This window comes from Stenotrophomonas sp. SORGH_AS_0282 (genome assembly GCF_030818125.1).
Classification (GTDB): Bacteria; Pseudomonadota; Gammaproteobacteria; order Xanthomonadales; family Xanthomonadaceae; genus Stenotrophomonas; species Stenotrophomonas rhizophila_A.
Genome location: NZ_JAUTAB010000001.1, coordinates 3,123,988 through 3,148,333, shown reverse-complemented (window position 1 = coordinate 3,148,333; position 24,346 = coordinate 3,123,988). Strand labels below are relative to the sequence as shown.

General features: G+C 62.2%; 21 protein-coding genes, 6 tRNA genes, 1 other RNA gene and 1 pseudogene. 20 read left to right on the top strand and 9 right to left on the bottom strand.

Annotated elements, in window-relative coordinates; all coding sequences use genetic code 11:
• The first annotated feature begins 17 nt into the window (after nt 1–17).
• From lon to QE395_RS14170, 7 genes are all read left to right on the top strand, one after another.
• Nucleotides 18–2,483 carry an endopeptidase La gene (gene lon, locus QE395_RS14200; RefSeq protein ID WP_068849576.1) on the top strand — a complete coding sequence of 822 codons (2,466 nt, stop codon included), beginning with the start codon at nt 18–20 and terminating at the stop codon, nt 2,481–2,483.
• Nucleotides 2,484–2,688: 205 nt separating this feature from the next.
• A complete protein-coding gene (locus QE395_RS14195) occupies nt 2,689–2,961 on the top strand; it encodes an HU family DNA-binding protein (RefSeq protein ID WP_068849578.1) in 273 nt (90 codons plus the stop codon).
• 11 nt (nt 2,962–2,972) lie between these two features.
• Nucleotides 2,973–3,047 (top strand) — tRNA-Val (locus QE395_RS14190).
• A gap of 27 nt (nt 3,048–3,074) precedes the next feature.
• Nucleotides 3,075–3,151, top strand: a tRNA-Asp gene (locus QE395_RS14185).
• A 101-nt stretch (nt 3,152–3,252) separates the two neighbouring features.
• Nucleotides 3,253–3,329 (top strand) — tRNA-Asp (locus tag QE395_RS14180).
• An 88-nt stretch (nt 3,330–3,417) separates the two neighbouring features.
• Nucleotides 3,418–3,494 (top strand) — tRNA-Asp (locus QE395_RS14175).
• Between the two features lie 134 nt (nt 3,495–3,628).
• Entirely contained in the window at nt 3,629–5,602 is a 1,974-nt protein-coding gene (locus QE395_RS14170; RefSeq protein WP_184124957.1) for a peptidyl-prolyl cis-trans isomerase, read from the top strand.
• 72 nt (nt 5,603–5,674) lie between these two features.
• On the opposite strand, the gene QE395_RS14165 is transcribed toward QE395_RS14170, so the two are convergent.
• The gene (locus QE395_RS14165; RefSeq protein WP_306989702.1) at nt 5,675–6,877 is read right to left on the bottom strand and encodes a lytic transglycosylase domain-containing protein; all 1,203 of its coding nucleotides are present in this window, start codon (nt 6,875–6,877) and stop codon (nt 5,675–5,677) included.
• Complete coding sequence (gene gloB / locus QE395_RS14160) at nt 6,874–7,641, bottom strand: hydroxyacylglutathione hydrolase (RefSeq protein WP_306989700.1); 768 nt, start codon at nt 7,639–7,641, stop codon at nt 6,874–6,876. Before gloB ends, QE395_RS14165 begins: the two co-directional genes overlap by 4 nt.
• A gap of 11 nt (nt 7,642–7,652) precedes the next feature.
• Here gloB and QE395_RS14155 point away from each other — a divergent pair, with 11 nt between their 5' ends.
• From QE395_RS14155 to dnaQ, 3 genes are read left to right on the top strand one after another with little or no spacing between them, the layout of a single operon-like run.
• Nucleotides 7,653–8,297, top strand: a complete 645-nt coding sequence (locus QE395_RS14155) for a methyltransferase domain-containing protein (protein ID WP_306989698.1) — start codon at nt 7,653–7,655, stop codon at nt 8,295–8,297.
• Nucleotides 8,298–8,309: 12 nt separating this feature from the next.
• Nucleotides 8,310–8,762, top strand: coding sequence for a ribonuclease HI (gene rnhA, locus QE395_RS14150; RefSeq protein WP_068849587.1), 453 nt, complete (start codon nt 8,310–8,312; stop codon nt 8,760–8,762).
• A 4-nt stretch (nt 8,763–8,766) separates the two neighbouring features.
• The gene (gene dnaQ / locus QE395_RS14145) at nt 8,767–9,492 is read left to right on the top strand and encodes a DNA polymerase III subunit epsilon (protein ID WP_068849589.1); all 726 of its coding nucleotides are present in this window, start codon (nt 8,767–8,769) and stop codon (nt 9,490–9,492) included.
• Between the two features lie 46 nt (nt 9,493–9,538).
• On the opposite strand, the gene QE395_RS14140 is transcribed toward dnaQ, so the two are convergent.
• On the bottom strand, nt 9,539–10,243 hold the full coding sequence (locus QE395_RS14140) for a protein phosphatase 2C domain-containing protein (RefSeq protein WP_068854556.1): 705 nt from the start codon (nt 10,241–10,243) through the stop codon (nt 9,539–9,541).
• A 171-nt stretch (nt 10,244–10,414) separates the two neighbouring features.
• Here QE395_RS14140 and QE395_RS14135 point away from each other — a divergent pair.
• Both QE395_RS14135 and QE395_RS14130 read left to right on the top strand, forming a co-directional pair.
• Nucleotides 10,415–10,505: transfer RNA gene (locus QE395_RS14135), tRNA-Ser, on the top strand.
• Nucleotides 10,506–10,743: 238 nt separating this feature from the next.
• Nucleotides 10,744–11,148 (top strand): DUF6165 family protein, encoded by a 405-nt coding sequence (locus tag QE395_RS14130; RefSeq protein ID WP_306989696.1) that lies wholly within the window; start codon nt 10,744–10,746, stop codon nt 11,146–11,148.
• On the opposite strand, the gene QE395_RS14125 is transcribed toward QE395_RS14130, so the two are convergent.
• Nucleotides 11,130–12,182, bottom strand: coding sequence for a glycosyltransferase family 9 protein (locus QE395_RS14125; protein WP_306989694.1), 1,053 nt, complete (start codon nt 12,180–12,182; stop codon nt 11,130–11,132). The two genes, QE395_RS14130 and QE395_RS14125, sit on opposite strands and share 19 nt — an antisense overlap.
• A gap of 21 nt (nt 12,183–12,203) precedes the next feature.
• Here QE395_RS14125 and QE395_RS14120 point away from each other — a divergent pair.
• Nucleotides 12,204–12,954, top strand: a pseudogene (locus tag QE395_RS14120) (3-deoxy-D-manno-octulosonic acid kinase).
• Nucleotides 12,954–13,709, top strand: coding sequence for an MBL fold metallo-hydrolase (locus tag QE395_RS14115; RefSeq protein ID WP_068849606.1), 756 nt, complete (start codon nt 12,954–12,956; stop codon nt 13,707–13,709). Before QE395_RS14120 ends, QE395_RS14115 begins: the two are co-directional and overlap by 1 nt.
• A 38-nt stretch (nt 13,710–13,747) precedes the next feature.
• Here the strand turns inward: QE395_RS14115 and ffs are convergent.
• Nucleotides 13,748–13,844, bottom strand: an RNA gene (gene ffs, locus QE395_RS14110) — signal recognition particle sRNA small type.
• Between the two features lie 354 nt (nt 13,845–14,198).
• On the opposite strand from ffs, the gene sugE reads away from it, so the two are divergent.
• Nucleotides 14,199–14,516 carry a quaternary ammonium compound efflux SMR transporter SugE gene (gene sugE, locus QE395_RS14105; RefSeq protein WP_306989692.1) on the top strand — a complete coding sequence of 106 codons (318 nt, stop codon included), beginning with the start codon at nt 14,199–14,201 and terminating at the stop codon, nt 14,514–14,516.
• 21 nt (nt 14,517–14,537) lie between these two features.
• On the opposite strand, the gene QE395_RS14100 is transcribed toward sugE, so the two are convergent.
• On the bottom strand, nt 14,538–15,158 hold the full coding sequence (locus tag QE395_RS14100; RefSeq protein WP_249833820.1) for a cation transporter: 621 nt from the start codon (nt 15,156–15,158) through the stop codon (nt 14,538–14,540).
• Nucleotides 15,159–15,622: 464 nt separating this feature from the next.
• Between QE395_RS14100 and QE395_RS14095 the strand changes: the two genes are divergently transcribed.
• The 4 genes from QE395_RS14095 (at nt 15,623) to QE395_RS14080 (ending at nt 20,206) form a co-directional block, all read left to right on the top strand.
• Nucleotides 15,623–16,162 carry a hypothetical protein gene (locus QE395_RS14095; protein WP_306989690.1) on the top strand — a complete coding sequence of 180 codons (540 nt, stop codon included), beginning with the start codon at nt 15,623–15,625 and terminating at the stop codon, nt 16,160–16,162.
• Nucleotides 16,163–16,262: 100 nt separating this feature from the next.
• Nucleotides 16,263–16,667: an H-NS family nucleoid-associated regulatory protein gene (locus QE395_RS14090; protein ID WP_306989689.1), complete on the top strand. Its 405-nt coding sequence runs from the start codon at nt 16,263–16,265 to the stop codon at nt 16,665–16,667.
• Nucleotides 16,668–17,957: 1,290 nt separating this feature from the next.
• Nucleotides 17,958–19,298 (top strand): hypothetical protein, encoded by a 1,341-nt coding sequence (locus QE395_RS14085; protein WP_306989687.1) that lies wholly within the window; start codon nt 17,958–17,960, stop codon nt 19,296–19,298.
• A 2-nt stretch (nt 19,299–19,300) separates the two neighbouring features.
• A complete protein-coding gene (locus tag QE395_RS14080) occupies nt 19,301–20,206 on the top strand; it encodes a DNA adenine methylase (protein ID WP_306989685.1) in 906 nt (301 codons plus the stop codon).
• A 187-nt stretch (nt 20,207–20,393) separates the two neighbouring features.
• Here the strand turns inward: QE395_RS14080 and QE395_RS14075 are convergent, their stop codons facing one another.
• The 3 genes from QE395_RS14075 to QE395_RS14065 form a co-directional block, all read right to left on the bottom strand.
• Nucleotides 20,394–20,627, bottom strand: a complete 234-nt coding sequence (locus QE395_RS14075; RefSeq protein ID WP_306989683.1) for a hypothetical protein — start codon at nt 20,625–20,627, stop codon at nt 20,394–20,396.
• A 27-nt stretch (nt 20,628–20,654) separates the two neighbouring features.
• Complete coding sequence (locus tag QE395_RS14070) at nt 20,655–22,112, bottom strand: site-specific integrase (protein WP_306989681.1); 1,458 nt, start codon at nt 22,110–22,112, stop codon at nt 20,655–20,657.
• An 85-nt stretch (nt 22,113–22,197) separates the two neighbouring features.
• Nucleotides 22,198–22,290, bottom strand: a tRNA-Ser gene (locus QE395_RS14065).
• Nucleotides 22,291–22,423: 133 nt separating this feature from the next.
• Between QE395_RS14065 and dnaX the strand changes: the two genes are divergently transcribed.
• Entirely contained in the window at nt 22,424–24,340 is a 1,917-nt protein-coding gene (gene dnaX / locus QE395_RS14060; RefSeq protein WP_306989679.1) for a DNA polymerase III subunit gamma/tau, read from the top strand.
• Nucleotides 24,341–24,346 lie beyond the last annotated feature (6 nt).

Sequence of the window (24,346 nt, the reverse complement as noted above, 5' to 3'; positions counted from 1 at the left end):
GCTCAACTGGAGCCCACATGGCCCGTTCCCCAACTGAGACTCTCGACCTGCCGGTACTGCCGCTGCGCGACGTGGTGGTGTTCCCGCACATGGTCATTCCGCTGTTCGTCGGCCGCGACAAATCCATGCACGCGCTGGAGCAGGCGATGGAGGCGGACAAGCGCATCCTGCTGCTGGCGCAGAAGTCGGCCGAGACCGACGACCCCACCGCCGCCGATCTCTACCAGGTCGGGACCCTGGCCCAGGTGCTGCAGCTGCTGAAGCTGCCCGACGGCACCATCAAGGTGCTGGTGGAAGGCCTGTCGCGCGTCAACGTCACCCAGGTTACCGAGCGCGACGGTTCGCTGCACGGCGTGGCCGAGGAAATCGAATCGGACGACGCGCGCGAGCCGCGTGAGGTCGAGGCGATCGCCCGTTCGCTGATGTCGCTGTTCGAACAGTACGTCAAGACCAACCGCAAGCTGCCGCCGGAGCTGCTGCAGACCCTGGCCGGCATCGATGAACCGGCGCGCCTGGCTGACACCATCGCCGCGCACATCAGCGTGCGCCTGGCCGACAAGCAGCGCCTGCTGGAAACCCTGCAGGTCGGCGACCGCCTGGAAATGCTGGTGGGCCTGGTCGACGGCGAGATCGACGTGCAGCAGATGGAGAAGCGCATCCGCGGCCGGGTCAAGTCGCAGATGGAAAAGAGCCAGCGCGAGTACTACCTCAACGAGCAGATGAAGGCCATCCAGAAGGAACTGGGCGACCTCGACGATGCGCCAGGCGAGCTGGAAGAGCTGGCGCGCAAGATCGCCGAAGCGGGCATGCCCAAGCCGGTGGAAGCCAAGGCCAAGGCCGAGCTCAACAAGCTCAAGCAGATGTCGCCGATGTCGGCCGAAGCGGCCGTGGTGCGCAATTATTTGGACTGGCTGCTGGGCGTGCCGTGGAAGAAGCGCACCAAGGTGCGCAAGGACCTCAAGGTTGCCCAGGACACCCTGGATGCCGACCACTTCGGCCTGGACAAGGTCAAGGACCGCATCCTGGAATACCTGGCGGTGCAGTCGCGCGTGAAGCAGATGAAGGGCCCGATCCTGTGCCTGGTCGGGCCGCCGGGCGTGGGCAAGACCTCGCTGGGGCAGTCCATCGCCAAGGCCACCAACCGCAAGTTCGTGCGCATGAGCCTGGGTGGCGTGCGCGACGAGGCCGAGATCCGTGGCCACCGTCGCACCTACGTCGGCTCCATGCCGGGCCGCATCGTGCAGAACCTCAACAAGGTGGGCAGCAGGAACGCGCTGTTCGTGCTGGACGAGATCGACAAGATGTCGATGGACTTCCGTGGCGACCCGTCTTCGGCGCTGCTGGAAGTGCTCGACCCGGAACAGAACAACGCCTTCAACGACCACTACCTGGAAGTGGACCTGGACCTGTCCGAAGTGATGTTCGTGGCGACCTCGAACTCGCTCAACATCCCCGGCCCGCTTCTGGACCGCATGGAAGTGATCCGCATCCCCGGCTACACCGAGGATGAGAAGCTCAACATCGCCATGCGCTACCTGGTGCCCAAGCAGCTGAAGGCCAACGGCCTGAAGCCGGAGGAGCTGGAAATCGAGGCCGACGCCATCCAGGACGTGGTGCGTTACTACACCCGCGAATCGGGCGTGCGCAACCTCGAGCGCGAAGTAGCCAAGATCTGCCGCAAGGTGGTGAAGGAAATCGCGCTGGGCGGTCCGGCGGTGCTGGCCAAGCCGGCCAAGGCCGGCAAGAAGGCGGCGGCGAAGAAGAAGGCACTGGTGGTGGTCAACGGCCGGAACCTGGAGAAGTACCTGGGCGTGCGCCGCTTCGACTTCGGCCGCGCCGAAGAGCAGAACGAGATCGGCCTGGTCACCGGCCTGGCCTGGACCGAAGTGGGTGGCGACCTGCTGCAGATCGAATCCACCCTGGTCCCGGGCAAGGGCGCGCTGATCCTGACGGGCCAGTTGGGCAACGTCATGAAGGAATCGGCCTCGGCCGCGCTGTCGGTGGTGCGTTCGCGCGCCGAGCGGCTGGGCATCGATGCCGAGTTCCTGCAGAAGCACGACGTGCACGTGCACGTGCCCGATGGCGCCACCCCGAAGGACGGCCCCAGCGCCGGCATCGCGATGGTGACCTCGTTGGTGTCGATGCTGACCAAGGTGCCGATCCGCGCCGAAGTGGCGATGACCGGCGAAATCACCCTGCGTGGTCGCGTCACCGCCATCGGTGGCCTGAAGGAAAAACTGCTGGCGGCGCTGCGCGGTGGCATCACCACCGTGATCATCCCCGAAGAGAACCGCAAGGACCTTGCCGACATTCCGGCCAACGTCACCCGCGACCTGAAGATCATTCCGGTGAAGTGGATTGAAGAGGTGCTGGACCTGGCCCTGGAAACGCCGCTGACCGCGCCCAAGCCAAAGAAGGATGGGCAACGCGTCACAGTGCGGGGCAAGAGCAAGACAGCATCCACAACGCGCGTCAAGCACTGACGCGCGCATGGGAAATGCCCGAAACCCGCGTCGTTATTGGCTTTTCAGCTTGCGCGGGTAGGGGTGCGCTGGTATAAAAGCACCACTCGCAAGTCAGCAGACGCTGACGGGTGCGAATCGAGAACTTCACTGGCGTCCGGCCACGTAGCGGGCCGGATGCTTCACTGTCGAACATGCGGAATCCCCGCCAAAGGAGCTGTACAGAATGAACAAGACCGAATTGATCGACGCCGTTGCCGAATCCGCTGACCTGACCAAGGCCGAGTCGCAACGCGCTGTCGATGCCGTCATCGCTGCTGTCACCAAGGCCCTGAAGGGCGGTGATGCGGTGACCCTGGTGGGCTTCGGTACGTTCCAGGTGCGCGACCGCGCCGCCCGTACCGGCCGCAACCCGAAGACCGGCGACACCATCAAGATCGCTGCGTCGAAGAATCCGTCGTTCAAGGCTGGCAAAGCCCTGAAGGATGCCGTAAACTAAGCGGCTTGCTGGGGTGCTTAGCTCAGCGGTAGAGCGTCTCCTTTACACGGAGAGGGTCGGGGGTTCGAAACCCTCAGCACCCACCATGCACCGCCAGTAAAAGTTTGAAATGTGGAGCGGTAGTTCAGCTGGTTAGAATGCTGGCCTGTCACGCCGGAGGTCGCGGGTTCGAGTCCCGTCCGCTCCGCCAGTTTCAACGAGGCCCCTGAGCAATCGGGGGCCTTGTTTTCTGTAACAAGGCTGTAGAGTCGACTGTTAGTCGACTTTGAAAAAATTTGAAAAAATAAACGCGGAGCGGTAGTTCAGCTGGTTAGAATGCTGGCCTGTCACGCCGGAGGTCGCGGGTTCGAGTCCCGTCCGCTCCGCCAGTTACAAAAAATCCTCGAAAAGCAGTACTTCGGGGTGGGTTTTCTGAATATCTTCGGATATAATGAGCGCCTGCAAAGTTTCAAGCGCGGAGCGGTAGTTCAGCTGGTTAGAATGCTGGCCTGTCACGCCGGAGGTCGCGGGTTCGAGTCCCGTCCGCTCCGCCAATTCTTGAAGGCCCCTGGTGCAAACCAGGGGCTTTTCTTTTTGCTGCGATGCCCGGGCGCCGGGCGCCCCTGTTGGGGAGTGGCGCGAAGCGGGGTACACTGCCGGATTCGCCAATCGGGCCTTGATTTCTCCCATGCTGCAGAAACTTCGCGACAAGACCTCGGGCTGGATCGTTACCGTGATCCTGGGGCTGCTGATGATTCCGTTCCTGTTCGTGATCGACTCCAGCTACCTGGGTGGTGTCGGCGCGCAGAACGTGGCCAAGGTGGCAGCGCCGCCGACCTGGTGGCGCTCGGCGCCGTCGTGGTGGCCGATGTCCTTCCTCTGGCAGCACCATGAAATCAGTGCGGAAGAATTCCGTACCCGTTTCGAGCAGGCGCGCCAGCAGGCCCGCCAGCAGCAGGGCGAGAACTTCGACCCGCGCCAATTCGAAAGCGCCGAGAACAAGCGCGCCGTGCTCGACCAGATGATCGATGAGAAGGTCGTGCGCCTGGCCGGCGAACAGTCCGGCATCGTCATCGGCGACGCCGCCGTGCGCGAAACCATCGCCTCCATCCCGGGCTTCATCGGCCCCGATGGCAAGTTCAACCAGGACCAGTACCGCCTGGCGCTGACCACCGGCAACCCACCGCGCACCCCGGCGCAGTTCGAAACGCTGGTGCGCGAGAGCCTGCAGCAGTCGATCATTCCGCAGGCGCTGCAGGAATCGGGTTTTGTCACCAGCGTGGAGGCCGAGCGGCTGATGAAGCTGCTGGGCGAAACGCGTGACGTGGAAATCGCCGCGCTGCCGGAGCTGCCGGCCGATACGGCAGAAGTGACCGACGCACAGATCAAGCAGTGGTACGACAGCCACCCGAAGGATTTCCGTCAGCCGGAAACCGTGTCGCTGGAGTTCGTGGAAATCAACGCGGCCGCGCTGCCGCCGGCGGCCGCCGCCGATGAAGCCACCCTGCGCAAGCGCTACGCCGACGAGAAGGCGCGCTTCTCCACGCCCGAAGCCCGTCTTGCATCGCACATCCTGATCGCCGCCGATGGCAGCGACCCGGCCAAGCTCAAGGCCGCTGAACAAAAGGCCGCCGCACTGGCTACGCAGGCCAAGGCGCCGGGTGCGGATTTCGCCGCGCTGGCCAAGGCCAACTCGGACGACACCGGCTCCAAGGCAACCGGTGGTGACCTGGGCTGGGTGGAACGCGATTCCATGGTCAAGCCGTTCGAAGACGCGCTGTTTGGCATGAAGGCAGGCGAGGTGAGCGCGCCGGTCAAGACCGAGTTCGGTTACCACGTGCTGCAGCTGCGCGAGGTCCGTGGTGGCCAGCAGCGTCCGTTCGAGGAGGTCCGCGACCAGCTCGCCGCCGAACAGCTCAAGGCCGACAACGAAGGCGCGTTCTCCGAACTGAGCGGCCGCCTGGTCGACCAGGTCTACAAGAACCCGACCTCGCTGCAGGGCGCGGCCGATGCGCTGAAGCTGAAGGTGCAGACCCTCGGCCCGTTCACCCGCGACACCGCCAGTGGCATTGCCGCCAACCCGGCAGTGCTGCGCGCGGCGTTCTCCGATGTGCTGGTGCAGGACGGCACCGTGAGCGACCCGATCGCGATCACGCCCGACCACAGCGTGATGATCCGCGTGACCGACCACAGCCCGGAACAGGCATTGCCGCTGGACAAGGCCCGCGACGGCGTGATCGCCGCGATCCGCGCCGACCGCAACCGCCAGGTCTCGGCCAAGGCCGCTGACGCGCTGCTGGCCAAGCTCAACGCCGGGCAGACCCTGCAGGCGCTGGCCGCCGAAGAGAAGCTGCAGCTCAGCCCGCTGCCGGGCCTGCCGCGCACCCAGCCGGTGCCGACCCCGGAGATCAACCGCGCCGTGTTCGCCGCCCCGGCCCCGGCCGAAGGCAAGCCGAGCTATGGCAAGGTCGCCGTGCAGGACCGTTACGTGGTGTTCGCGGTCAACAAGGTGACCCCGCCGAACCTGGCTGAGGTCCCGGCCGAGCAGAAGCAGCAGTTCAAGGACCAGCTGGACCAGGTAGACGGCATGGCCTCGGCCAAGGCCTTCATCCAGGCCATGCGCAAGCACTACAAAGTGCAGGTCGAAGAAGCCAACCTCTAAGGGTTGGCTGGCGTCCGCTTACGAAAAAGGCCCGGCAATGCCGGGCCTTTTTTTTGTTGCGCCTTATCCGCCTCAATCCTCGACGCGCAACACCGCACCGGGCTTGAGCACGCTGCTGCCGCTGAGGTTGTTCAGCGACAGCAGCGCCTTGAGCGGCATCCCGTAGCGCTTGGCAATCGTCCACGCAGACTCGCCGTTGCGCACGGTGTGGCGGCGCGCCTTGGGGCGGTCCGCGCTGGCAACGGCGCGGCTGGCGACCTGGGTCTGCGTACGCGGGCTGACCGTGTCAGCCACGGGCGCGTCAGCCTGGGCCAGCATCACCGAAGGGTCCACCGGCGCGTGGGTGGCCGGGGCCAGCACGGTCACCTGGCCGCTGGGGCGGCCCTTGCCGCTGGCCAGGGCCGGATTGAGCCGGGCGATGCGCGCCGGGTCCAGCGAGCGCTGTACGGCCCACTGCTGCACGCTGGTGCCGGCTGGCAGGGTGTGGCCCTTCAGGACCGGCACGGTGCGGTCCAGCGATGCCATCACCGCCGGCGTGGTTTCGGCGTTTTCCAGCACGCAGGCCAGCGCGTGCAGCTTCTCCACGTACGCGTAGGTCACCGGCGACAGCCCCGGCAGCTCGGCAGGGCGCGCGTTCTGCGCGTTCATGCCGGCCTTGCGCAGCGACTGCAGCACGCGGTACTCGCCAGCGTTGTAGGCCATGGTGGCCAGGCGCCAGTCGCCGCCGAACATCCCGTGCAGGGTCTTGAGGTAGCGCACCGCGGCCTGGGTGGAATCGGCCGCCGACAGCCGGCCGTCGTAGCCGCCGGTCATCTGCACGCGGTGGTTCCTGGCGGTGGAGGCGATGAACTGCCACAGCCCGGCCGGGCCGGCCCCATTCCGCGCGTTGGGCCGGTAGCCGCTTTCCACGAACGGAATCAGCGCGAACTCAGTGGGCAGGTTGGCAGCGCGCAGCTCTTCGACCACATAGCCGAACAGCACCAGTGCATCGTCATCCTGGTTGGCCAGGCGCGAGGGCGCATGGGCGAACTGTTTCTGCCAGCGTGGGCTGGTGGCCTCGACGTCGCAGGTCGGCTCGGCCAGGCCATCGCGGAAACTGGCGAAGATGTCCTGGCCGTTGCGGACCGAAGCGGGGGGCAGGGCAGTACCGTCCAGCGGCAACTGCGACAAACCGGCCACGTTCTGCGACATCCCCGCACTCAACGACTGGGCGCCCGCGGTGCCGGCGATGGCGATCGCCAGGCCTGCCGCGAGCGGCAACCATCGCCGACTCATGTTCGGAATCCGTCTTTCCAGCCCCGCAGACCTGCCAGGACATCGACTTCATCGGTGACGGGACGACCGAGGTGCTGGCTGACGGCAGCGCGGACAGCGGCGTTATCGGTTCGCAGGAACGGGTTGCATTCCAGCTCGCTTGCCAACGTAACGGGCAGCGTAGGGCGTTCATCGCGGCGCATGGCCAGTGCCTCCTCATGGCGTCGCGCGAGCGCGGCGTTGGCGGGGTCGACATGCCGCGCGAAGACGGCATTTGACACGGTGTACTCATGGCCGCAGCACAACAACAGGTGCGGCGGCAGGGACGCCAGCTTGTGCAGGGAAGCCAGAAGCTGGGGTGGCGTACCTTCGAACATCCGGCCACAGCCCAGGCTGAACAACGCATCTCCGCTGAAAAGATGTTCAGCGCTGTGAAATGCGATGTGCGTCCGGGTGTGTCCGGGCACGGATACTACGTCGATCTCCAGCCCCAGTGCCTGAATGCGTTCACCTTCCCCTACCCGGCGGGTGGCGGCGGGAATGCGCGGATCGTGCGGGGCGATCACCTCCAGCCCCGCAAACCGGGCCTGCAGCTCCGCCACGCCGCCGATATGATCGTCGTGGTGGTGAGTGAGCAGGATCGTGTGCGGGCGCCAGTTCTGCTGCGCTGCGGCGGCCACCACGGGGCCCGCCTGGCCGGGGTCGACCACGATCGCGCGGCCGTCGTCGGCGACCAGCGCCCAGATGTAGTTGTCCGCGAATGCGGGTAGGGCAGTCAGTCGCATAGAATTGGACCATGCCCGCCGCGCCGAGCCCCCGTCAAGCTTCCGTCGCATCCTGGTTTGATACTGAACCGGCGCAGGCGCTGCGTGAGCTGGAGCGCAAGGCCCTGGAGCCGGTGCTGGCCTCGCACCCGCTGAACCCCTGGTTGTGGATCGCGCCGACCCCGGCGTGGCTGGAAGATGCCGCGTTGCCGGGGCAGGGCGTGCGCCTGCACCGCAGCGCGGGCGGCTACACCGGCGACGTTACCTGCGCGCTGCCGCTGCCGTTCCAGACCGAGAGCCTCAACGCCATCGTGCTGCAGCACGTGACCGCCCGCGACGCCGAACAGCTGATCGCCGAATGCGAGCGGGTCCTGATGCCCGGCGGCCGGCTGTGGCTGTCCACGCTCAATCCGTTCAGCCCATTCCGCAGCCAGTGGCGCCGGCACGGGTTGGTGGTGCGCACCCCGCAGCGGCTGCGCCACACCCTGGAGCGGGCCGGGCTGGCCTGCGACGACCTGGCCTGGCTGGGCCCGATGTGGCACAGCCGCGCGCCCGAGCGCGGCAGCATCGCCGCCCTGCGCGCGGCCTGCCTGTTCACCGCCGAAAAACGCACCCTGGCCCTGCCAGGACCTACGCCACTGCCGGTTCGCCGTTGGCACGGCACCGTGGCGACCTGATCTGGAGTTGTATTGAAAACCATTGAAATCCACACCGACGGTTCCTGCCTCGGCAATCCCGGCCCCGGCGGCTGGGCCGCGTTGATGCGCTACAAGGGCCACGAACGCGAGCTGAGCGGTGGCGAAGCGCACACCACCAACAACCGGATGGAGCTGATGGCCGCGATCTCCGGCCTGGAAGCACTGACCGAACCCTGCGAGATCGTGCTGTTCACCGATTCGCAGTACGTGCGCCAGGGCCTGACCCAGTGGCTGCCGGGCTGGATCCGCAAGAACTGGAAGACCGCCGGTGGCGACCCGGTCAAGAACCGCGACCTGTGGGAACGGTTGCATGCGGCCACCCAGAAGCACAGCATCGACTGGCGCTGGGTGAAGGGCCATTCCGGTGACCCGGACAACGAGCGGGTGGATACGCTGGCGCGCGACGCCGCGATCCGGATCCGTGCCGCCGGCCCGGTACACTAAGCCCATGCGTCAGATCATCCTCGATACCGAAACCACCGGCCTGGAATGGCGCAAGGGCAACCGCATCGTCGAAATCGGCTGCGTGGAACTGCTGGAACGCCGCCCGAGCGGAAACAACTTCCACCAGTACCTCAAGCCGGACTGCGAGTTCGAACAGGGCGCCCAGGAAGTCACCGGGCTGACCCTGGAGTTCCTGGCCGACAAGCCGGTGTTCGCGCAGGTGGCCGAAGAATTCCTCGCCTACATCGACGGCGCCGAGCTGATCATCCACAACGCCGCGTTCGACCTGGGCTTCCTGGATTACGAGCTGTCGTTGCTGGGCGACCAGTACGGGAAGATCACCGACCGCTGCACGGTGATCGATACGCTGAAGATGGCGCGCGAGCGCTATCCGGGCCAGCGCAACTCGCTGGATGCGCTGTGCAAGCGGCTGGGCGTGGATAACGCGCACCGCCAGCTGCACGGCGGCCTGCTCGATGCGCAGATCCTGGGCGATGTGTACATCGCACTGACCTCCGGTCAGGAGGAAATCGGCTTTGGTTCAGCCGATGACGTCCGCCCGGGTACGGCACACGCGCAGGCCTTCGATACCAGCCGCCTGTTGCCGCGCCCGCGCGTGGTGGCAACGGCCTCGGAACGGGAGGCGCACGAAGCGCGCCTGGCCAAGCTGCGCAAGAAAGCCGGGCATGCCATCTGGGATGGCCCTAAGGTGGAAGAATCGGCGGCGTAATGCCGTCGATTCGGTAGCCCCTGCCGTTGGCAGGCAACCGGTTAAATCAATGGCAACGCACCAGAATCACCGTGATGTTGTCCGACCCGCCCCCATCCAGCGCGGCGGCCACCAGCGTATCCACGCACTCCTGCGCGCTGGCGTCGTCGTAGGCCAGGGTGCGGGCGATCCCGGTGTCTTCCACTTCCTCGGTCAGCCCGTCGCTGCACAGCAGCAGCTGCATGCCCGGGCGCAGCTCGCCGGCGGTGGTGGCCACGTTCAGGTGGGCCGGATCGGTCACCCCCAGCGCCTGGGTCACCACGTTTCGATGCGGGTGCGCGCGCGCCTCTTCGGCCGTCAGGTTGCCCTGCGCCACCATTTCCTGCACCACGCTGTGGTCCTGGCTGAGCTGCGCCAGCTTGCCGTCGCGCCACAGGTAGGCGCGGCTGTCGCCGACCCAGGCCACTTCATAGCGGTTGCCCTGGACCCGGGCGGCCACCACGGTGGTGCCCATCGGCAGGCTGTCGTTGCGGCGGCGCGAGGTGCGGATGATTTCCTCATCGGCCACCCGGATCGCGTGCGCCAGCGTGGCGCCCTGGCGGATCTCGCGCACGATGGTCTCGCGCGCCAGTGCGCTGGCCACTTCGCCACAGGCGTGCCCGCCCATGCCATCGGCCACCAGCCACAGTGCCAGCTCCCCGTCCCCGTAGTAGGTGTCCTCATTGAGATCACGGCGCAGGCCAGGGTGGGTCAGGTGTCCGAATTCGATCATGGAGGTGCGCAGGCCAGGAGTGTCATTGCTGAGGGATAACGGCATGATCGCGGCCCTGCGGACATCCGGCAAGGCATCGATACAGAAGAAATTCATCGGAAGCGCGGGAATGGCTTGCCGTCGGCGGCTCCTGACCGTATTATTCGCTCCCCGGTTCGCCGGGGACCATCTGGAGAGGTGGCAGAGCGGTTGAATGTACCTGACTCGAAATCAGGCAGGCGTTTATAGCGCCTCGGGGGTTCGAATCCCCCCCTCTCCGCCAGACACGCAAAAAAGGCCGCCCTTTGGGTGGCCTTTTTTGCGTCTCTGACGTTCGAGGGGGGGATTGCAACGGCGCGTAGCGCCGTTGCCCCCGCGATGCTTCCTCTCCCCGCCCCTGTCGGGGCAGCCCCTCAACAGAGGGGCTTGTTACGGCGTTGGGTTGTGCGAACGGTGAGGGGCGGGCGCTGCGCTTCGCTGGGTTCGCTAGACTGGTCCCATTCGAAACGGAATATCCCCCTATGAACGCTGAAATTTCTGTTCCCGTGTCCTTTGGCGAATTGCTCGACAAGATCTCGATCCTGCAGATCAAGTCCGAGCGGATCAGTGATCCGGGCAAGCTGGCCAACATCCGGGCCGAGCTGAGTGCGCTGGAGAAGACCTGGATGGCGCATCCGGCCGGCGGCACGGATATCGCCAAGCTGCGCATGGAGCTGAAGGACATCAATGAGCAGCTCTGGGATATCGAGGACAACATCCGGCTGAAGGACCAGGCCGCTGAGTTCGATGAGGCGTTCGTCGCCCTGGCGCGCAGCGTCTACCAGAAGAACGACACCCGCGCCCGGATCAAGAAGGACATCAACCTGGCGCTTGGCTCGGTCTACGTCGAAGAGAAGTCCTACAAGGATTACAGCGGGCGCGGCTGATCGGCCACGTAGCGTTCGAAGGCGGCGATGCCGTCCTCGACCGTGATCAGCTGCATCACGTCATCGAACTCGATCTTGGTGCCCCAGTTGAGTTCGCTGGCCGGCTTGCCCAGGAACTTCCGCGCCGCGTCGTCATAGCGGTCCACGCAGTAGCGGCGGTCCGAATAGGGGCCGCTGCGGTGCGGGTTGCTGGCCGCGTGCAGGCCCAGCACCTTGGTGCCCATCGCGTTGGCGATGTGCATCGGGCCCGAATCCGGGGTCATCACCAGCGCCGCGCGGGCCAGCAGGGCCGGCAGCTGCTTGAGGGTGTCCTTGCCCACCAGGTCCAGTGCCGGGGTGGTGAGCTGGGCCTGGATGGCGTCGGCCATGCCGCGCTCCAGTTCGCTGCGGCCACCGCACAGCACCACCCGCCAGCCGCGTGCAACCGCATGGTTGGCCACTGCCGCGTAGCGGTCGGCATACCAGTTGCGGCGTACGTGGCTGGAGCAGGGCGAGATCATCAGTACCGGCCGGCCATCGTCCTGCCATTGCGCCTGCGCCCATTCCACCGCCGCCGGCGGGATCGCCAGGTCCCAGCTGACCTCGGTCTGGCGGATCCCCAACGGTTCGCAGAAGCTGCCGATCGCATCCAGCACGTGGATGCCGGGGCGGTCGGGGATGCGTTCGTTGATGAAAAGACCGTGCAGGTCCTTGGAGCGCGCCTTGTCGTAGCCGATCCGGCGCACCGCCGGGACAAACGCCGACAGCACATTGGCGCGGAAGGCCACCTGCATCTGCAGCAGCGCCTCGAAGCGGCCCGGCGGCAGCGACGCGCGCAGGGCGCGCATGCCGGCCAGGCCGGTCTTCTTGTCGTAGGCATGGAACACCACGCCCGGCAGGCCGTCCAGCAGCTTGTGCCCGGCCTTGTCGATGATCCAGTGCAGTTCGGTCCCCGGCCGTGCCTGCTGCAGGGTGCGCACCAGCGGCACCACGTGGGTGACATCGCCCAGCGCGGACAAACGCAAAAGACACAAGGAAGAGGACGCTGATGCCATGGTGTTGTTAGACTCGAAGGAATGGTCGCATTCGACGCCACTGAAGCGCTGACGCCCTGCCGCGATGGACGCGGCATGGGTGCCATTCTGTTCGACCGCGAACGGCTGCGGCAAGCCGAGATGAGCCTGTTCTCCCCCGGCCACTGGGGCGACCGGGCGCGCCCCGGTCGGCGATGGTGGACGGGGTGGGGCCTGGTTCGTCGATGCGCCGTTCGGCCATTGCGTGCTGCGCCAGTACCTGCGCGGCGGCATGGCGGCCAAGCTGAGCCACGACCAGTACCTGTGGCGGGGCGCCAACCGCACCCGCAGCTTCGCCGAGTTCCGGCTGATGCGCGCCCTGCGCGCGTTGAAGTTGCCGGTGCCGCGCCCGATCGCTGCGTTCTACATGCGCGAAGGCATGCGCTACCGCGCGGCGATCCTGATGGAACGGCTGGAAGGCGTGCGTTCGCTGGCCGACCGCGCTCTGGTGGCGGGGCGGGGCGCGCCCTGGGAAGAGACCGGCCGGCTGATCGCGCGTTTCCACCGCGCCGGGCTGGACCATGCCGATCTCAACGCCCACAACATCCTGTTTGATGCCAACGGCCACGGCTGGCTGATCGATTTCGACCGTGGCGTGCAGCGCATCCCGGCCACCGCCTGGCGCGAGCGCAACCTCAAGCGCCTGCACCGGTCGCTGGTGAAGCTGCGTGGCGAGCGCAGCCACGACGAGGTCGAGAAGGACTTCGCGCGCCTGCGCCGGGCCTACGACCTGGCCTGGAACCGGGGCTACTGATGGACTGGGCACTGCGCTTCATGGGGGTCGGCAACGCGTCGGCCGTGCAGCTGGGTTCGCCGATGGCGGTGATCGAGCGCGGTGGCGAGCCGTGGCTGACCATCGACTGCGGCGGCGAGGGGCTAACCGCCTTCCTCGCCCAATACGGACGCATGCCCGAGGCGCTGTTCGTCACCCATGTGCACCTGGACCACGTGGCCGGCTTCGAGCGGCTGTTCGTCGATGCCTACTTCTCGCCGCAGCGGCGCGGCCGCATCCGGCTGTACGTACCCGCCACCGTGGTGCCGCTGCTGCACCGGCGCGTGGCCGATTACCCCAACGTGCTGGCCGAAGGTGGCGCCAACTTCTGGGATGCCTTCCAGCTGATCGTGGTGGGCGAGGCGTTCTGGCATGACGGCGTGCGCCTGGAAGTATTCCCGGTCCGCCACCACTGGCCCGAAACCGCCTACGGCCTGCGCCTGCAGGGCGCGCTGGTGTGGAGCGGCGACACCCGCCCGATTCCGGAAATGCTGGCGCGCTACGCCGGCGACAACGAACTGATCGCGCACGACTGCGGCCTGCACGGCAACCCGTCGCACACCGGCGTGGACGATCTCGAACGCGAGTACAGCGCCGAACTGCAGGCGCGGATGATGCTCTACCACTATGCGAGCGAGGCCGACGGCGAAGCGCTGCGGCAGCGGGGGCATCGGGTCGCAATGCCGGGCGAGTGCGTGGCGTTGGCCGAGCCAACGGCTCCCAGGCCCACGGCCTGATCACCCAGACGTGGAATGGACCGCCCAAACGGGTGACGGCCCCGCCGGCTGACCTCGGCGCCCGCGTCGATCGATACCGTTGCTGCCTTCCGGCCCTGGCGGGATTTTCGACCTAGCGTCGCGAGGGGCCGACGGGGCCGCCATAGAGACGTTGCACCGAAGTGCAGTCACCCAGTATAGCGCGGCGCAGCCAAGCGCGGAAGATCCGAAAGCGCGGTAGACCCGCAGGCGCGGTAGATCCGACTGTTAGTCGGATTCGGCACTTGGCGCACAACCTCCCGAGTAGCAACACGCCGCGCGTGCCCCCGACCCACCCTGACCACCTCGTAACCCCCAACATGCCCTCGGCCCCCATCCTGCGCCCCATCCCCTAGAATCGCCCTCACCGTAGAGCGGGACTCTGCCCCGCTGCACGCACCCCAGGAGGAACGGCCTCCCCCATACCGGGCAACAATGACCAGGACGACCTGGCCCCATAAGGAGGGCCACATGGCCTGGATCTATCTGCTTGTTGCTGGTGTTCTGGAAATCGTCTGGGCGTTCTCGATGAAACAGTCCGAGGGCTTCACCCGACTCACCCCGTCGCTCATCACCTTCGCCGCCATGGCTGCCAGCTTCTGGCTGCTCGCCCTGGCCATGCGCACGCTGCCGCTGGGCACCGCCTACACGATCTGGACCGGCATTGGCGCGGTCGGTGCGTTCATCGTCGGCATCGTGTTGCTGGGCGAACAGGTGAGCGCGATGCGCATTGCCGCGGCGGTGCTGATCGTGAGCGGGCTGGTGCTGATGAAGGTGTCGAGCGCGTAACGGCGGAAGGAGACGGCGGGTTCAGCCCTGAACCCGCATCTCCCGCCACGCCGAACGCAGCACCCGCAACGCTGAGCGCAGGAACATCACCAGCAAGGCGGCGGCGATCAGCAGGTCCGGCCAACCCGCGCCGAACGCCCACACCGCGAGCGCGGCCAGCAGCACCGCCACGCCCTCGAAAATGTCATTGCGCGAGCATTCCCACGCCGAGGCCATGTTGACGTCGCCGTTGCGGAACGGATTCAGCAACCACAGGCACACACCGTTGGCGGCGAGGTTCAGCGCACCGGCAATGCCCATGCCTTCAAACAGCGGCACGGCCGGGTGGGTGAGCCGCCAGCCGATCTGCACGGCTACGGCAATGGCCGCGCAGAGAATCAGCAGCCCTTTCAACAACGCCACCCGTGCCTTGGCCTGCATCGATGCGCCGACCACGGCCAGGCTGATCGCGTAGGTCAGTGCGTCACCCAGGTTGTCCAGGCTGCCGGAGAGCAGGGAGGAGGAATGGCTCCACCAGGCGGCGGCCGCCATCATCACGAAGGTGGCGAGATTGATCGCCAGCACGATGCGCAGGACGCGGCGCTGTTTCGCCTGAAGGGCGGCGACGTCGACGATTTTTCCGCAGCCGCAGCAGTCGGACATGGGGGTAGGGGATCTGAAGGGGGTACCCCATTGTAGAGCCACGCCATGCGTGGCTTCGCGGTGCTGGGCGGATGGCTTCTCGTCCACCGACTCTCCGCCGGGCAAACGCAAAAGGCCGCCCATTGGGCGGCCTTTTGCGTTTGTCTGGCGGAGACCTTTTGCGTTTGTCTGGCGGAGACCTTTTGCGTTTGTCTGGCGGAGACCTTTTGCGTTTGTCTGGCGGAGAGAGGGGGAGCTGATTGAATCGGCTCTAACATCCTGATCTTCAACCGGAACGCAAACCGGACCTATGTCCTGTATAGTGCGCCTATTGTAGCGCTATGCGTCGCGCTCGCCCAACATCTATCGATGCAGGCAGGGTTGACAAGCTGTCTGGAAGGTCGTAGGATGTTTCGCAAGAAGTGGTGGAAGAGCAATCCCCACGTTAAAAAAAGAAATGCTCAAGCGAAAGATGTGGAGGAAGAGTGATCCCCACGTTAAAAAAAGAAGCGCTCGTTAGAATGAAAGAAAAAAGGGTCCGAAAGGACCCTTTTTTCTTGCGAACTGGAAGGGAAGCCATGCTTATTTTGAAACTCGAGCCGCTATTTTTCCAAGAGAACACCCATCTCGTGGAAGTCATGGATAAAAATAAGCGAGGGCAGTGGGACGGCGAGAAGGAGCGCGGTTACGGAATTGCGGTCATCTCGTATAGGAACCTGCGCTTTGGCATTCCACTCAGAAGCAATATAGCGCACAATTATTGTTTCAAGACCTCGGAAGGTAAGGGCTTGGATTACACCAAAGCGGTGTTGCTTCAAAAGGATGGATATATTTCCGACCAACCATTTGTAATTCCAGTCGACGAGTATGTGAAGATTAAGGATCGCGCGCATTTCATTTCTGATAAGTTCGGGAAATATGTTGAGAAGTATGTAGGTGGATTTTCAAAAGCTGATCAACACGTGCTGCGTGGGTATAGATTTTCTACGCTTCAAAATTATCATTCTGAACTTGGTCTTGTTTGATATGTTGGTTTATCAAGGTTTCATTCGTTATCATTTGTTTGATAGGTTTGGGCAATAGCTTTTTGCTGTCATTTGATCTCCAATTGCTAGGTCTTTAGAAATGAGCAAACCGACCCTTGATTCAATCGCTTCGGCCAAAGCCAAGCTTGCCGAAGAACTGCGTAAGCTGGAAGAGCAGGAAGCGAAGCTCATTGAAGATGAAGCGTCTGACGCGTTCTTGCAGATTTCAGATCTGCTGAGCCGTTTTGGCCAGCACCTCACCGCTAAGCAGAAGGCCGACATTGCTAACCAGGTGGGCGGCTCGTCCAATGGGCCTGGTCGCCCGAAGAAATCCGCTGGCACGCGCAAAGAAGTAGCGCCGAAGTATTGGCTGCCGCATACGCAAGAGACTTGGACCGGTCGTGGCCGGACACCGCGCGCTTTCGCAGCCTGGGAAGGCTCCGCCGCTTACAAGGAATGGAAAGCGAAGCATCCGGATGAAAAGTTCCCAAAATATCCGGGATAAAATAAAAAGGCCCCCGCGAGGGGCTTTTTTTATGGATGAAATTTCTTCTTCCTGGCAAGCGATGCCGCGAAGGCGCTTGGCTCGTAGGCGGGAACATCTACTAAGGGACGCAGCATTTTAATTGTTGCAAAGTCTTTCTGCACAATATTTTTTGGCTTTTTATGCAGGTAATGCTTGGTGAGTGTGGCTCCGGCTCTACTGCCTGGGGAGTCGAGATGTCCTCGTGAGCTGACCCGTCAACCCACCAAGCACTTGGGAAAAAGCCAGGTCGCTATGGTGAGAAAGACGAAGTTGTCGACGAAGATCACCGGCCCAGAGGCCGAGGTGAAGAGGCTAACACTTGATCTGATCTCAGCGATGTTTGAAAAAACAGCGCAAGAAGTGCCGAACGGCCACAGCCATGGAGCAGCACTGCGTGACCGTGTGAGAGAGAGAAGATCAAGGGCTTGTGCTGGGCAAAATCATTCGGAGATCAGGTTCTCTCCAATGGGGCATGTGACGCCGGCTCCCGTTGGTCGTCCCAAACATCCTCTGGGCCCAAGGGTCCGTCAGTTAGCTCCGAGCCTCACTCGGCATCTCAGCCGGACCAGTCGATTGGCTCGCTCGCACGGTCGCGATGCAGAAGTGCTCAATGCCGAGGCCGAGCTCATTGAGAAGTGGCTTGAAATTCAACGCCAGGCGGCTGAGGACTCGTTTGAGTTGCTTCGGACCATCCCTGGGCTAGCGGTAGAACCAGCCTTCCAGGAGGCCTATGGGGCGCTCGTTTGTCGTTCCGCAGGCGAATACAAAGGAAAGCCGTTCCTCTTCGAAGACACGGAGGCGTTGGCAAGATCCGTCATGCGCTACGCGTGCATGATCGCAAGGCCTCACAGAGCTCGGATGGCCTATTTGATGGCGAGGGCCATGTCGGAGCATGATGATGACCCCACCTCACCAGAAGCAGCTCGGGCTCGACAGATCTACCAGCGGAAGAAAAATCTGGTGTCCAGGCGAATCTTGCAGATCCAAGAGCGACGGATGGGGGTTTGCAGGGAAATAATGATCAGGGCACACATGGGCCTGAATAGGACGTTTGGCATCTCTCCGGTCGTGGCATCTTCACTTCCATCTAGTCCAGAGCGTCTATCGGACGGCCCGGTCGAAGGCAGCTGGGAGTTGAAGTTTCGACCGCCAAGGCCGACGATGTGAGAGCAGGAGACGTCAGGGGGACGAAAGCACTGGCGAGGTCAGCTTGGGCAGTCAGGATTGGCCGCCCAAGGTTCAACACTTACGTGTCTCAAGGAGGAACGAATGAGCACCACTTTGGAATTGAATATTGATGAGTTGGACCTGGATCTAAAGAATCCTCGGTTTGCCGGTCTGACCAGTCAGCGGGAGGCCTTGGAGAAGATTGTCGTAAACCAAGGCATAAAGCTCGTGAATTTGGCGGAAGATATTTTACTCAATGGCCTCAGTCCCGCACACAGAATGTTGGTGATGAAGGCACCCGGGAAAAAGAGCACGAATTATGTTGCTCTTGACGGGAATCGCAGACTTGCTGCCCTTAGAGTGCTGGCAAACCCGAGTGTTCTTGATGGGATGAACGGTGTTGGGGATATTACGGCCAGACGATTGCGGAACTTGGCCAAGGACTTTTCTCTTGCAGATGTTCAACCCATCGATGTCTCGGTTTGCAAAGATGAAGATGAAGCGCGTCACTGGATTGAGGCGATACACACGGGTGAAAACGACGGTCGAGGCGTTGTGGGCTGGGACGGTATCGCAACCGCCCGTTATCGGGGACATACCTCGTCATTGAAGGTTTTGGATTTCGTTCGCGCCGCAGGCAAGCTTTCAGCCGAAGAAGAAGCGGCATTGGAGCGATTTCCTATTACCAATTTGGATCGAATGCTCGGAACGCCAGAGGTTCGAGAGCGGCTGGGTTTGGCCTTAGAAGACGGGGAACTTCTTTCGGATCTTCCTCAGAGTGAGCTGATCAAGCCGCTGAAGAGGATTGTTACTGACATTGCACTGAAAAAAGTAAACGTAAGTAAAATTAAAAGTAAAGATGACCGCCTGAGTTACCTTGGCTCTCTGACCTCGTCGTTGCCGGATTTAAGCAAGCGGACAGGGACGTTGGAGCCTCTTGACCAATTGTCTGCCCAGAGCAGCAAGGGCACCTCGAAAGCGGGTGTTGGCTCGAAGAGCAAGTCCCTCATTGATCGTAAGACTCTCATTCCGCCCAATTCGCAGTGCCCGTTGAATATTAACGATCATAAGCTCCAACAGATGTGCAAAGAGTTGCGGAAACTTCCGTTGGAAAACTATCCGATTGCAATTGCTTCATCTTTCAGAGTTTTCTTGGAGTTATCACTCGACCATTTCGGTGTTGAGAACAAATTGCCGCAATACAATGCAGATATTAGTTTGAAGCAGAAGGTCGAGAAAGTGGCTTCTTATCTCCAAGAGAAAGGATTGGCTACTAAACGAGATTTGCAGGAATTTCGTGCCTTAGTGTCAAATCCAAATAAGGCTTTGAGCATCGACCGGTTGCATGGCATAATCCATAGTAAATATTCACTGCCTACGCCCTCCGAGCTTCGCTCTGGCTGGTCTGAGGTGCAGGTGGCTTTTACTAAGATTTGGGCTTAATTATGAAGAATGAACCGCGACCATCATTTTATACGCCACTTCGCTATCCAGGCGGGAAGGGAAAGCTAGTGCCGTATGTCAAAAAGATCATGGAAGCCAATAATTTGGTCGACGGATCTTATGTTGAGCCATACGCAGGCGGTGCTGCGGTGGCAATGGAATTGGTTCTTCAGGAATACGCGAAGAAGGTTTATATCAACGACATCAGTGATGGTGTCGCTTCGTTCTGGCGTTCTTTGCTTGATCGAACGGACGAACTATGCGCAATCATCACGGACACAGAAGTGACAATTGAGGAGTGGCACCGGCAGAAGGCGGTACAGTCCAATATAGAAGAATCCGACGATTTGGAGTTGGGTTTTTCTACTTTTTTCTTAAACCGTACTAATCGCTCTGGAATTCTAGGTGCGGGGGTCATCGGAGGTAAGGCGCAGGCCGGGGAGTGGAAGCTTGACGCACGCTTTAATAAAGACGACCTGATTCGCCGTATTCATGCCATTGCCAGGGTCAGAGATCGGATTGAGTTCCATCAGCTGGATGCGATTAAATTCATCGATCTCGTTGCCCCAAAACTTCCGGCCAAGAACCTAATATATCTGGACCCGCCGTACTACGTTAAAGGTAGTGATCTTTATCTGCATCACTATAAGCACGATGATCACGTGAAGATTGCTAGGCGGGTGGCTAGGCTGAAAAGTAAGAACTGGATAGTTTCTTACGATAACGCAGAGCCGATTCACGCGATGTATGACGAATTCCGTGGAATAGTTTATGGGTTAAGTTATAGCGCTCAGGATCGGTATAAGGGATCTGAGGCCATGTTCTTTTCTGATGAGCTTGAAATTCCGGACTTGGTTAGGCCGATGCACTTGATTGAGTCAACTTTAGACGCGAAAGGTGCTGGTTAGTTTTTACTATGTCCAAAAAAAGGGGCCCTGCGACAGGGCCCCTTTTGCTTGACATTGATGAATTACGAGCTAAAAGTATTGCATGGAGAAAATAGTTTGTGACAAAAATAATAAAGTTCGCCGACTTAGATTAATATCTGTGTTCGGGTGTCTTGCCGCGGTTGCTGAATCTACGGTTTTTTGTTTATTATTGTTGGGCAACATCTTTAAATGCTTGCCAGACAGAGTAAGTACAGATCAAGAACAACGCTGTCCCGATGTAGCCAGCGATAAGCCATGGCTTGCTCTCGTCGTTCCTTTCCTTTCTGCTGTATGTAAGGTAAACGCCAAATCCGCCAATTATTAAGGCGAGTCCAATGGCAAGAAACCCGGTCGAGATAGGTGCGGTTTTAAGCATTTTATTAACGAAATCAATTAACATCCCTTAGCTCCTTGCTGTAGTGGTGGATCAAATGTGATCGCGTTGCAACGATAACGCATAGTTTACGGTGGATAGACCGGGTGATGCGATGCCAAAGCCGTTGAACTTTTCTGCATTGGTGAAATCTCGGCTGTAAGTTGCATGATGCTCATCATCGAGCTCATGCCCAACGATCTGAGCCCTAAGTTCCGAAGCCACACCTGCGCCTTGCATCTCTTGAATCAACGTCTTGCGCAAAGAGTGGAAGCCACGCCTTGCCTTCGGCCAGTTCTTCCCCACTTCCGCGACATGACGACTGAATGCCTTGCTGATCCAGTTGCCAGGACCATTAGTTGCATTGGCTTTGGCTTGTGGGAAAAGCCGATCATGGCCCTTGGATCGAAGTTCTTCGGTCCATTCCCAAAGACCAAGCTTCAAAAGGTCGGGATGGATGGGGACAGTGCGGAGACTCGATTCGGTTTTAACTTTTTGGAACTCGCCTTCATCATTGATGCGGATGCAAACGATGTCGCCGTCTTTGAAAACGTCAGAGAGCAGAAGCTGGCCAACTTCCGAGGCTCTGGCTCCGGTATAAAGGCCAATCAATGACGCCCACCTTGCGCTAGGTGAAAGCTTTTCAAAATTGCTGGGGTCAAAGAGCGCTTGGATCTGGTGCAAGTCATAAGCCTTGAAGCCCAACTTACGCCGAACACGTTTTTCCCGGACAGAGTAGGTGATGTGGCCACTTGCCGGGTTGTCGCCCTGCGGGTAGTAGCCTGATGCCATGCACCACTCAAAGAACCCACCCTTGCCTCCAATGTAGCTTTGCTTATTGGTCAAAGTCGGAGTCGAAGCACCACCTTCCCGCATGTGCTGATACCAGCGGGCCAAGTCGGGGCGCTTGATCGTATGGACCTTGGTTTTTTCACCGATGTATTTGACGAAGAAGTCGATGGCAGACTTCTTGATGACATAGGTCTTCGGAAGGGTCGTTGCTTTCAATGACGCAAGCCAGCCGTCTCGGGCTTTACGCAATGAGATGACTTCTGCAACTTTCGCTTGGGCTTCCGGCTGGCGAACAAGATCTGGCGGAAGAGCACCAATGCCCGCCACTTCCGAAGCTGCGTTCCAGACCTGAGCCTTTCGAAAGAGCCGGACGTCTTCGTCGTTGTCGATCTGCCAGCGCTCACTGACGGTCCCGTCTGGCGCTTGGGTGCGATGGAGCGTCAGATCTTGCCGACCTGTTTCCTTGGTCAAACGCTCGATGAGCGCATCCACATCCGTAGTGGTCATTCGGTCCATCGGCAGTCCCCTAACTGCATCGAAGACCTGAGCATAGCGCGACGCCAAGATGATGGCTTGCACTTGGGCTTGGCGCAGATCCGTGGTTCGCAGACTACGTTTGACGACCGTCCGGCCAAGCAGGGCTTGGAGTTCGTACGGGACTCGCTGCCGGAAGGACCAACGGCCAGCGGGGGAGCGGATGAGATGGTGGGGAATTCGCATCGGGTTGTGTCCCGATTTGTGTCCCGCCGAAGGTCACCCCCAGAAAAAGCAAAACCCCCTGATAAATCAGGGGGGTTGCGAGAACTGGCGGAGAGAGGGGGATTCGAACCCCCGAAGCGCGGTTTAGACGCTTACACACTTTCCAGGCGTGCTCCTTCAACCACTCGGACACCTCTCCGGACCTGCTGCATTGACGCTGCAGGGGCGCAGATTCTAGCCGGGGAATGCGATTGGCACAAGCACCACGATCACCCGGCTGGGGGGCTGGACAGGCGTGGCACAATGGACGTCCCGATGAAGACGGTGGCCTGATGTCCTATCTCGTCCTTGCCCGCAAGTGGCGTCCGAAGCGTTTTGCCGAGCTGGTAGGCCAGGAACACGTGGTCCGTGCGCTCAGCAATGCGCTGGACAGCGGCCGGGTGCACCATGCATTCCTGTTTACCGGCACCCGAGGGGTCGGCAAGACCACCATCGCGCGCATTTTCGCCAAATCGCTGAATTGTGAGCAGGGCACCAGCGCCGATCCCTGTGGCCAGTGCCCGGCCTGCCTGGATATCGATTCCGGGCGCTATATCGACCTGCTGGAGATCGATGCCGCGTCCAACACCGGCGTGGATGATGTCCGCGAGGTGATCGAGAACGCCCAGTACATGCCCTCGCGCGGCAAGTACAAGGTCTACCTGATCGACGAAGTGCACATGCTGTCCAAGGCGGCGTTCAATGCGCTGCTGAAGACGCTGGAAGAACCGCCGGAACACGTGAAGTTCCTGCTGGCCACCACCGACCCGCAGAAGCTGCCGGTCACGGTGCTGTCGCGCTGCCTGCAGTTCAACCTCAAGCGGCTTGACGAGGACCAGATCCAGGGCCAGATGACCCGCATCCTGGCCGCCGAAGAAATCGAATCGGACCCGACCGCGATCGTGCAGCTGGCCAAGGCCGCCGACGGCAGCCTGCGTGATGGCCTGTCGCTGCTCGACCAGGCCATCGCCTATGCCGGTGGCGCGCTCCGCGAAGACGTGGTGCGCACCATGCTGGGCACCGTGGACCGCACCCAGGTGGCGGCCATGCTCGAGGCCCTGGCCGACGGCGATGGCGTGCGCCTGCTGCAGGTAGTGGCCGCGCTGGCCGAATTCTCGCCCGACTGGAGCGGTGTGCTGGAAGCGCTGGCCGAAGCCCTGCACCGCATCCAGGTGCAGCAGCTGGTGCCCGGCGCCCAGGCCGATGGCGAAGGCATCGATGCCGCCGCCTTCGCCCAGCGCCTGCGCCCGGAAGTGGTGCAGCTCTGGTACCAGATGGCACTCAGTGGCCGCCGTGACCTGCACCTGGCGCCCAGCCCGCGCGCCGGCTTTGAAATGGCCGTGCTGCGCATGTTGGCGTTCCGCCCGGCCGCTGCGGTGCCGCCGGTGCCGCGTGACCCGGGCACCGGGACCGAGGTGGGAAGTGGTTCGCGCGGTGCGGAGCAGGGTGGCATGGCCGCCGCGCCGGCCGCCGTGGCCGCGCCCGCCGCCGCCGCCGCCGTCGCCGCGCCTGTGGCCGCTTCGGCACCGGCGGCCCCTGCGGCGCCCTTGGTCACCCCGGCCGCGCCGAAACCGACACCTGCGCCGGCAGCAGAACCCGCCGCCGAAGACGATCTGCCGCCGTGGCACCAGGCCGGCAGCGACGAGCGTGATGAAGCGTTGGCGGTGGAACTGGCCAGCCCCGACGCCGCCATGGCCGCGCCGTGGGAAGCCCCGCCGGTACGCGCGCCCGCGCCCGTCCAGGCGGTGGCACCCGCGCCTCGCCCGCAGGGCATCGCCATCAGCCCGTCGCCGGCGGCCGGCAACGCCGGTCCGGTCGCGCTGGCCTCGGCTGAAACCTGGCTGGAACTGGTCGCCCAGAGCCAGCTGAATGGTCCGTCGCGGCAGCTGGCCGCGCATGCGGCCTTCATCGGGTTCCAGCACGGCGTCTTGAAACTGGCCGTATCGCCCGGATTTGAGTACCTGTGTTCGGACCGTTCGCTGGCGGCCCTGACCGAGGCCCTGTCGGGCCCGCTCGGGATGACCCCGAAGATCGTGATCGAACATGGCAACGCCGAGGCCGAAACGCTGCACCAGCGTTCCGACCGCCAGCGTGGCGAACGACAGCAGGCGGCCGAAACCGCCTTCATGGCCGACCCGTCGGTGCAGCTGCTGATCCAGCAGCATGGCGCCCGGGTCGTGACCGATTCCATCCGTCCTTTTGATGAGTAACACGAC

What these genes read in the sequence shown, in the direction of transcription:
- dnaX (WP_306989679.1), top strand. Translation starts at nt 22,424, where the DNA reads ATGTCCTATCTCGTCCTTGCCCGCAAGTGGCGTCCGAAGCGTTTTGCC.
- QE395_RS14130 (WP_306989696.1), top strand. Translation starts at nt 10,744, where the DNA reads ATGAACGCTGAAATTTCTGTTCCCGTGTCCTTTGGCGAATTGCTCGAC.
- QE395_RS14140 (WP_068854556.1), bottom strand. Translation starts at nt 10,243, where the DNA reads ATGATCGAATTCGGACACCTGACCCACCCTGGCCTGCGCCGTGATCTC.
- QE395_RS14125 (WP_306989694.1), bottom strand. Translation starts at nt 12,182, where the DNA reads ATGGCATCAGCGTCCTCTTCCTTGTGTCTTTTGCGTTTGTCCGCGCTG.
- QE395_RS14100 (WP_249833820.1), bottom strand. Translation starts at nt 15,158, where the DNA reads ATGTCCGACTGCTGCGGCTGCGGAAAAATCGTCGACGTCGCCGCCCTT.
- QE395_RS14170 (WP_184124957.1), top strand. Translation starts at nt 3,629, where the DNA reads ATGCTGCAGAAACTTCGCGACAAGACCTCGGGCTGGATCGTTACCGTG.
- QE395_RS14075 (WP_306989683.1), bottom strand. Translation starts at nt 20,627, where the DNA reads ATGTTAATTGATTTCGTTAATAAAATGCTTAAAACCGCACCTATCTCG.
- QE395_RS14165 (WP_306989702.1), bottom strand. Translation starts at nt 6,877, where the DNA reads ATGAGTCGGCGATGGTTGCCGCTCGCGGCAGGCCTGGCGATCGCCATC.
- QE395_RS14085 (WP_306989687.1), top strand. Translation starts at nt 17,958, where the DNA reads ATGAGCACCACTTTGGAATTGAATATTGATGAGTTGGACCTGGATCTA.
- QE395_RS14195 (WP_068849578.1), top strand. Translation starts at nt 2,689, where the DNA reads ATGAACAAGACCGAATTGATCGACGCCGTTGCCGAATCCGCTGACCTG.
- lon (WP_068849576.1), top strand. Translation starts at nt 18, where the DNA reads ATGGCCCGTTCCCCAACTGAGACTCTCGACCTGCCGGTACTGCCGCTG.
- gloB (WP_306989700.1), bottom strand. Translation starts at nt 7,641, where the DNA reads ATGCGACTGACTGCCCTACCCGCATTCGCGGACAACTACATCTGGGCG.
- QE395_RS14090 (WP_306989689.1), top strand. Translation starts at nt 16,263, where the DNA reads ATGAGCAAACCGACCCTTGATTCAATCGCTTCGGCCAAAGCCAAGCTT.
- QE395_RS14115 (WP_068849606.1), top strand. Translation starts at nt 12,954, where the DNA reads ATGGACTGGGCACTGCGCTTCATGGGGGTCGGCAACGCGTCGGCCGTG.
- QE395_RS14155 (WP_306989698.1), top strand. Translation starts at nt 7,653, where the DNA reads ATGCCCGCCGCGCCGAGCCCCCGTCAAGCTTCCGTCGCATCCTGGTTT.
- QE395_RS14070 (WP_306989681.1), bottom strand. Translation starts at nt 22,112, where the DNA reads ATGCGAATTCCCCACCATCTCATCCGCTCCCCCGCTGGCCGTTGGTCC.
- QE395_RS14080 (WP_306989685.1), top strand. Translation starts at nt 19,301, where the DNA reads ATGAAGAATGAACCGCGACCATCATTTTATACGCCACTTCGCTATCCA.
- sugE (WP_306989692.1), top strand. Translation starts at nt 14,199, where the DNA reads ATGGCCTGGATCTATCTGCTTGTTGCTGGTGTTCTGGAAATCGTCTGG.
- dnaQ (WP_068849589.1), top strand. Translation starts at nt 8,767, where the DNA reads ATGCGTCAGATCATCCTCGATACCGAAACCACCGGCCTGGAATGGCGC.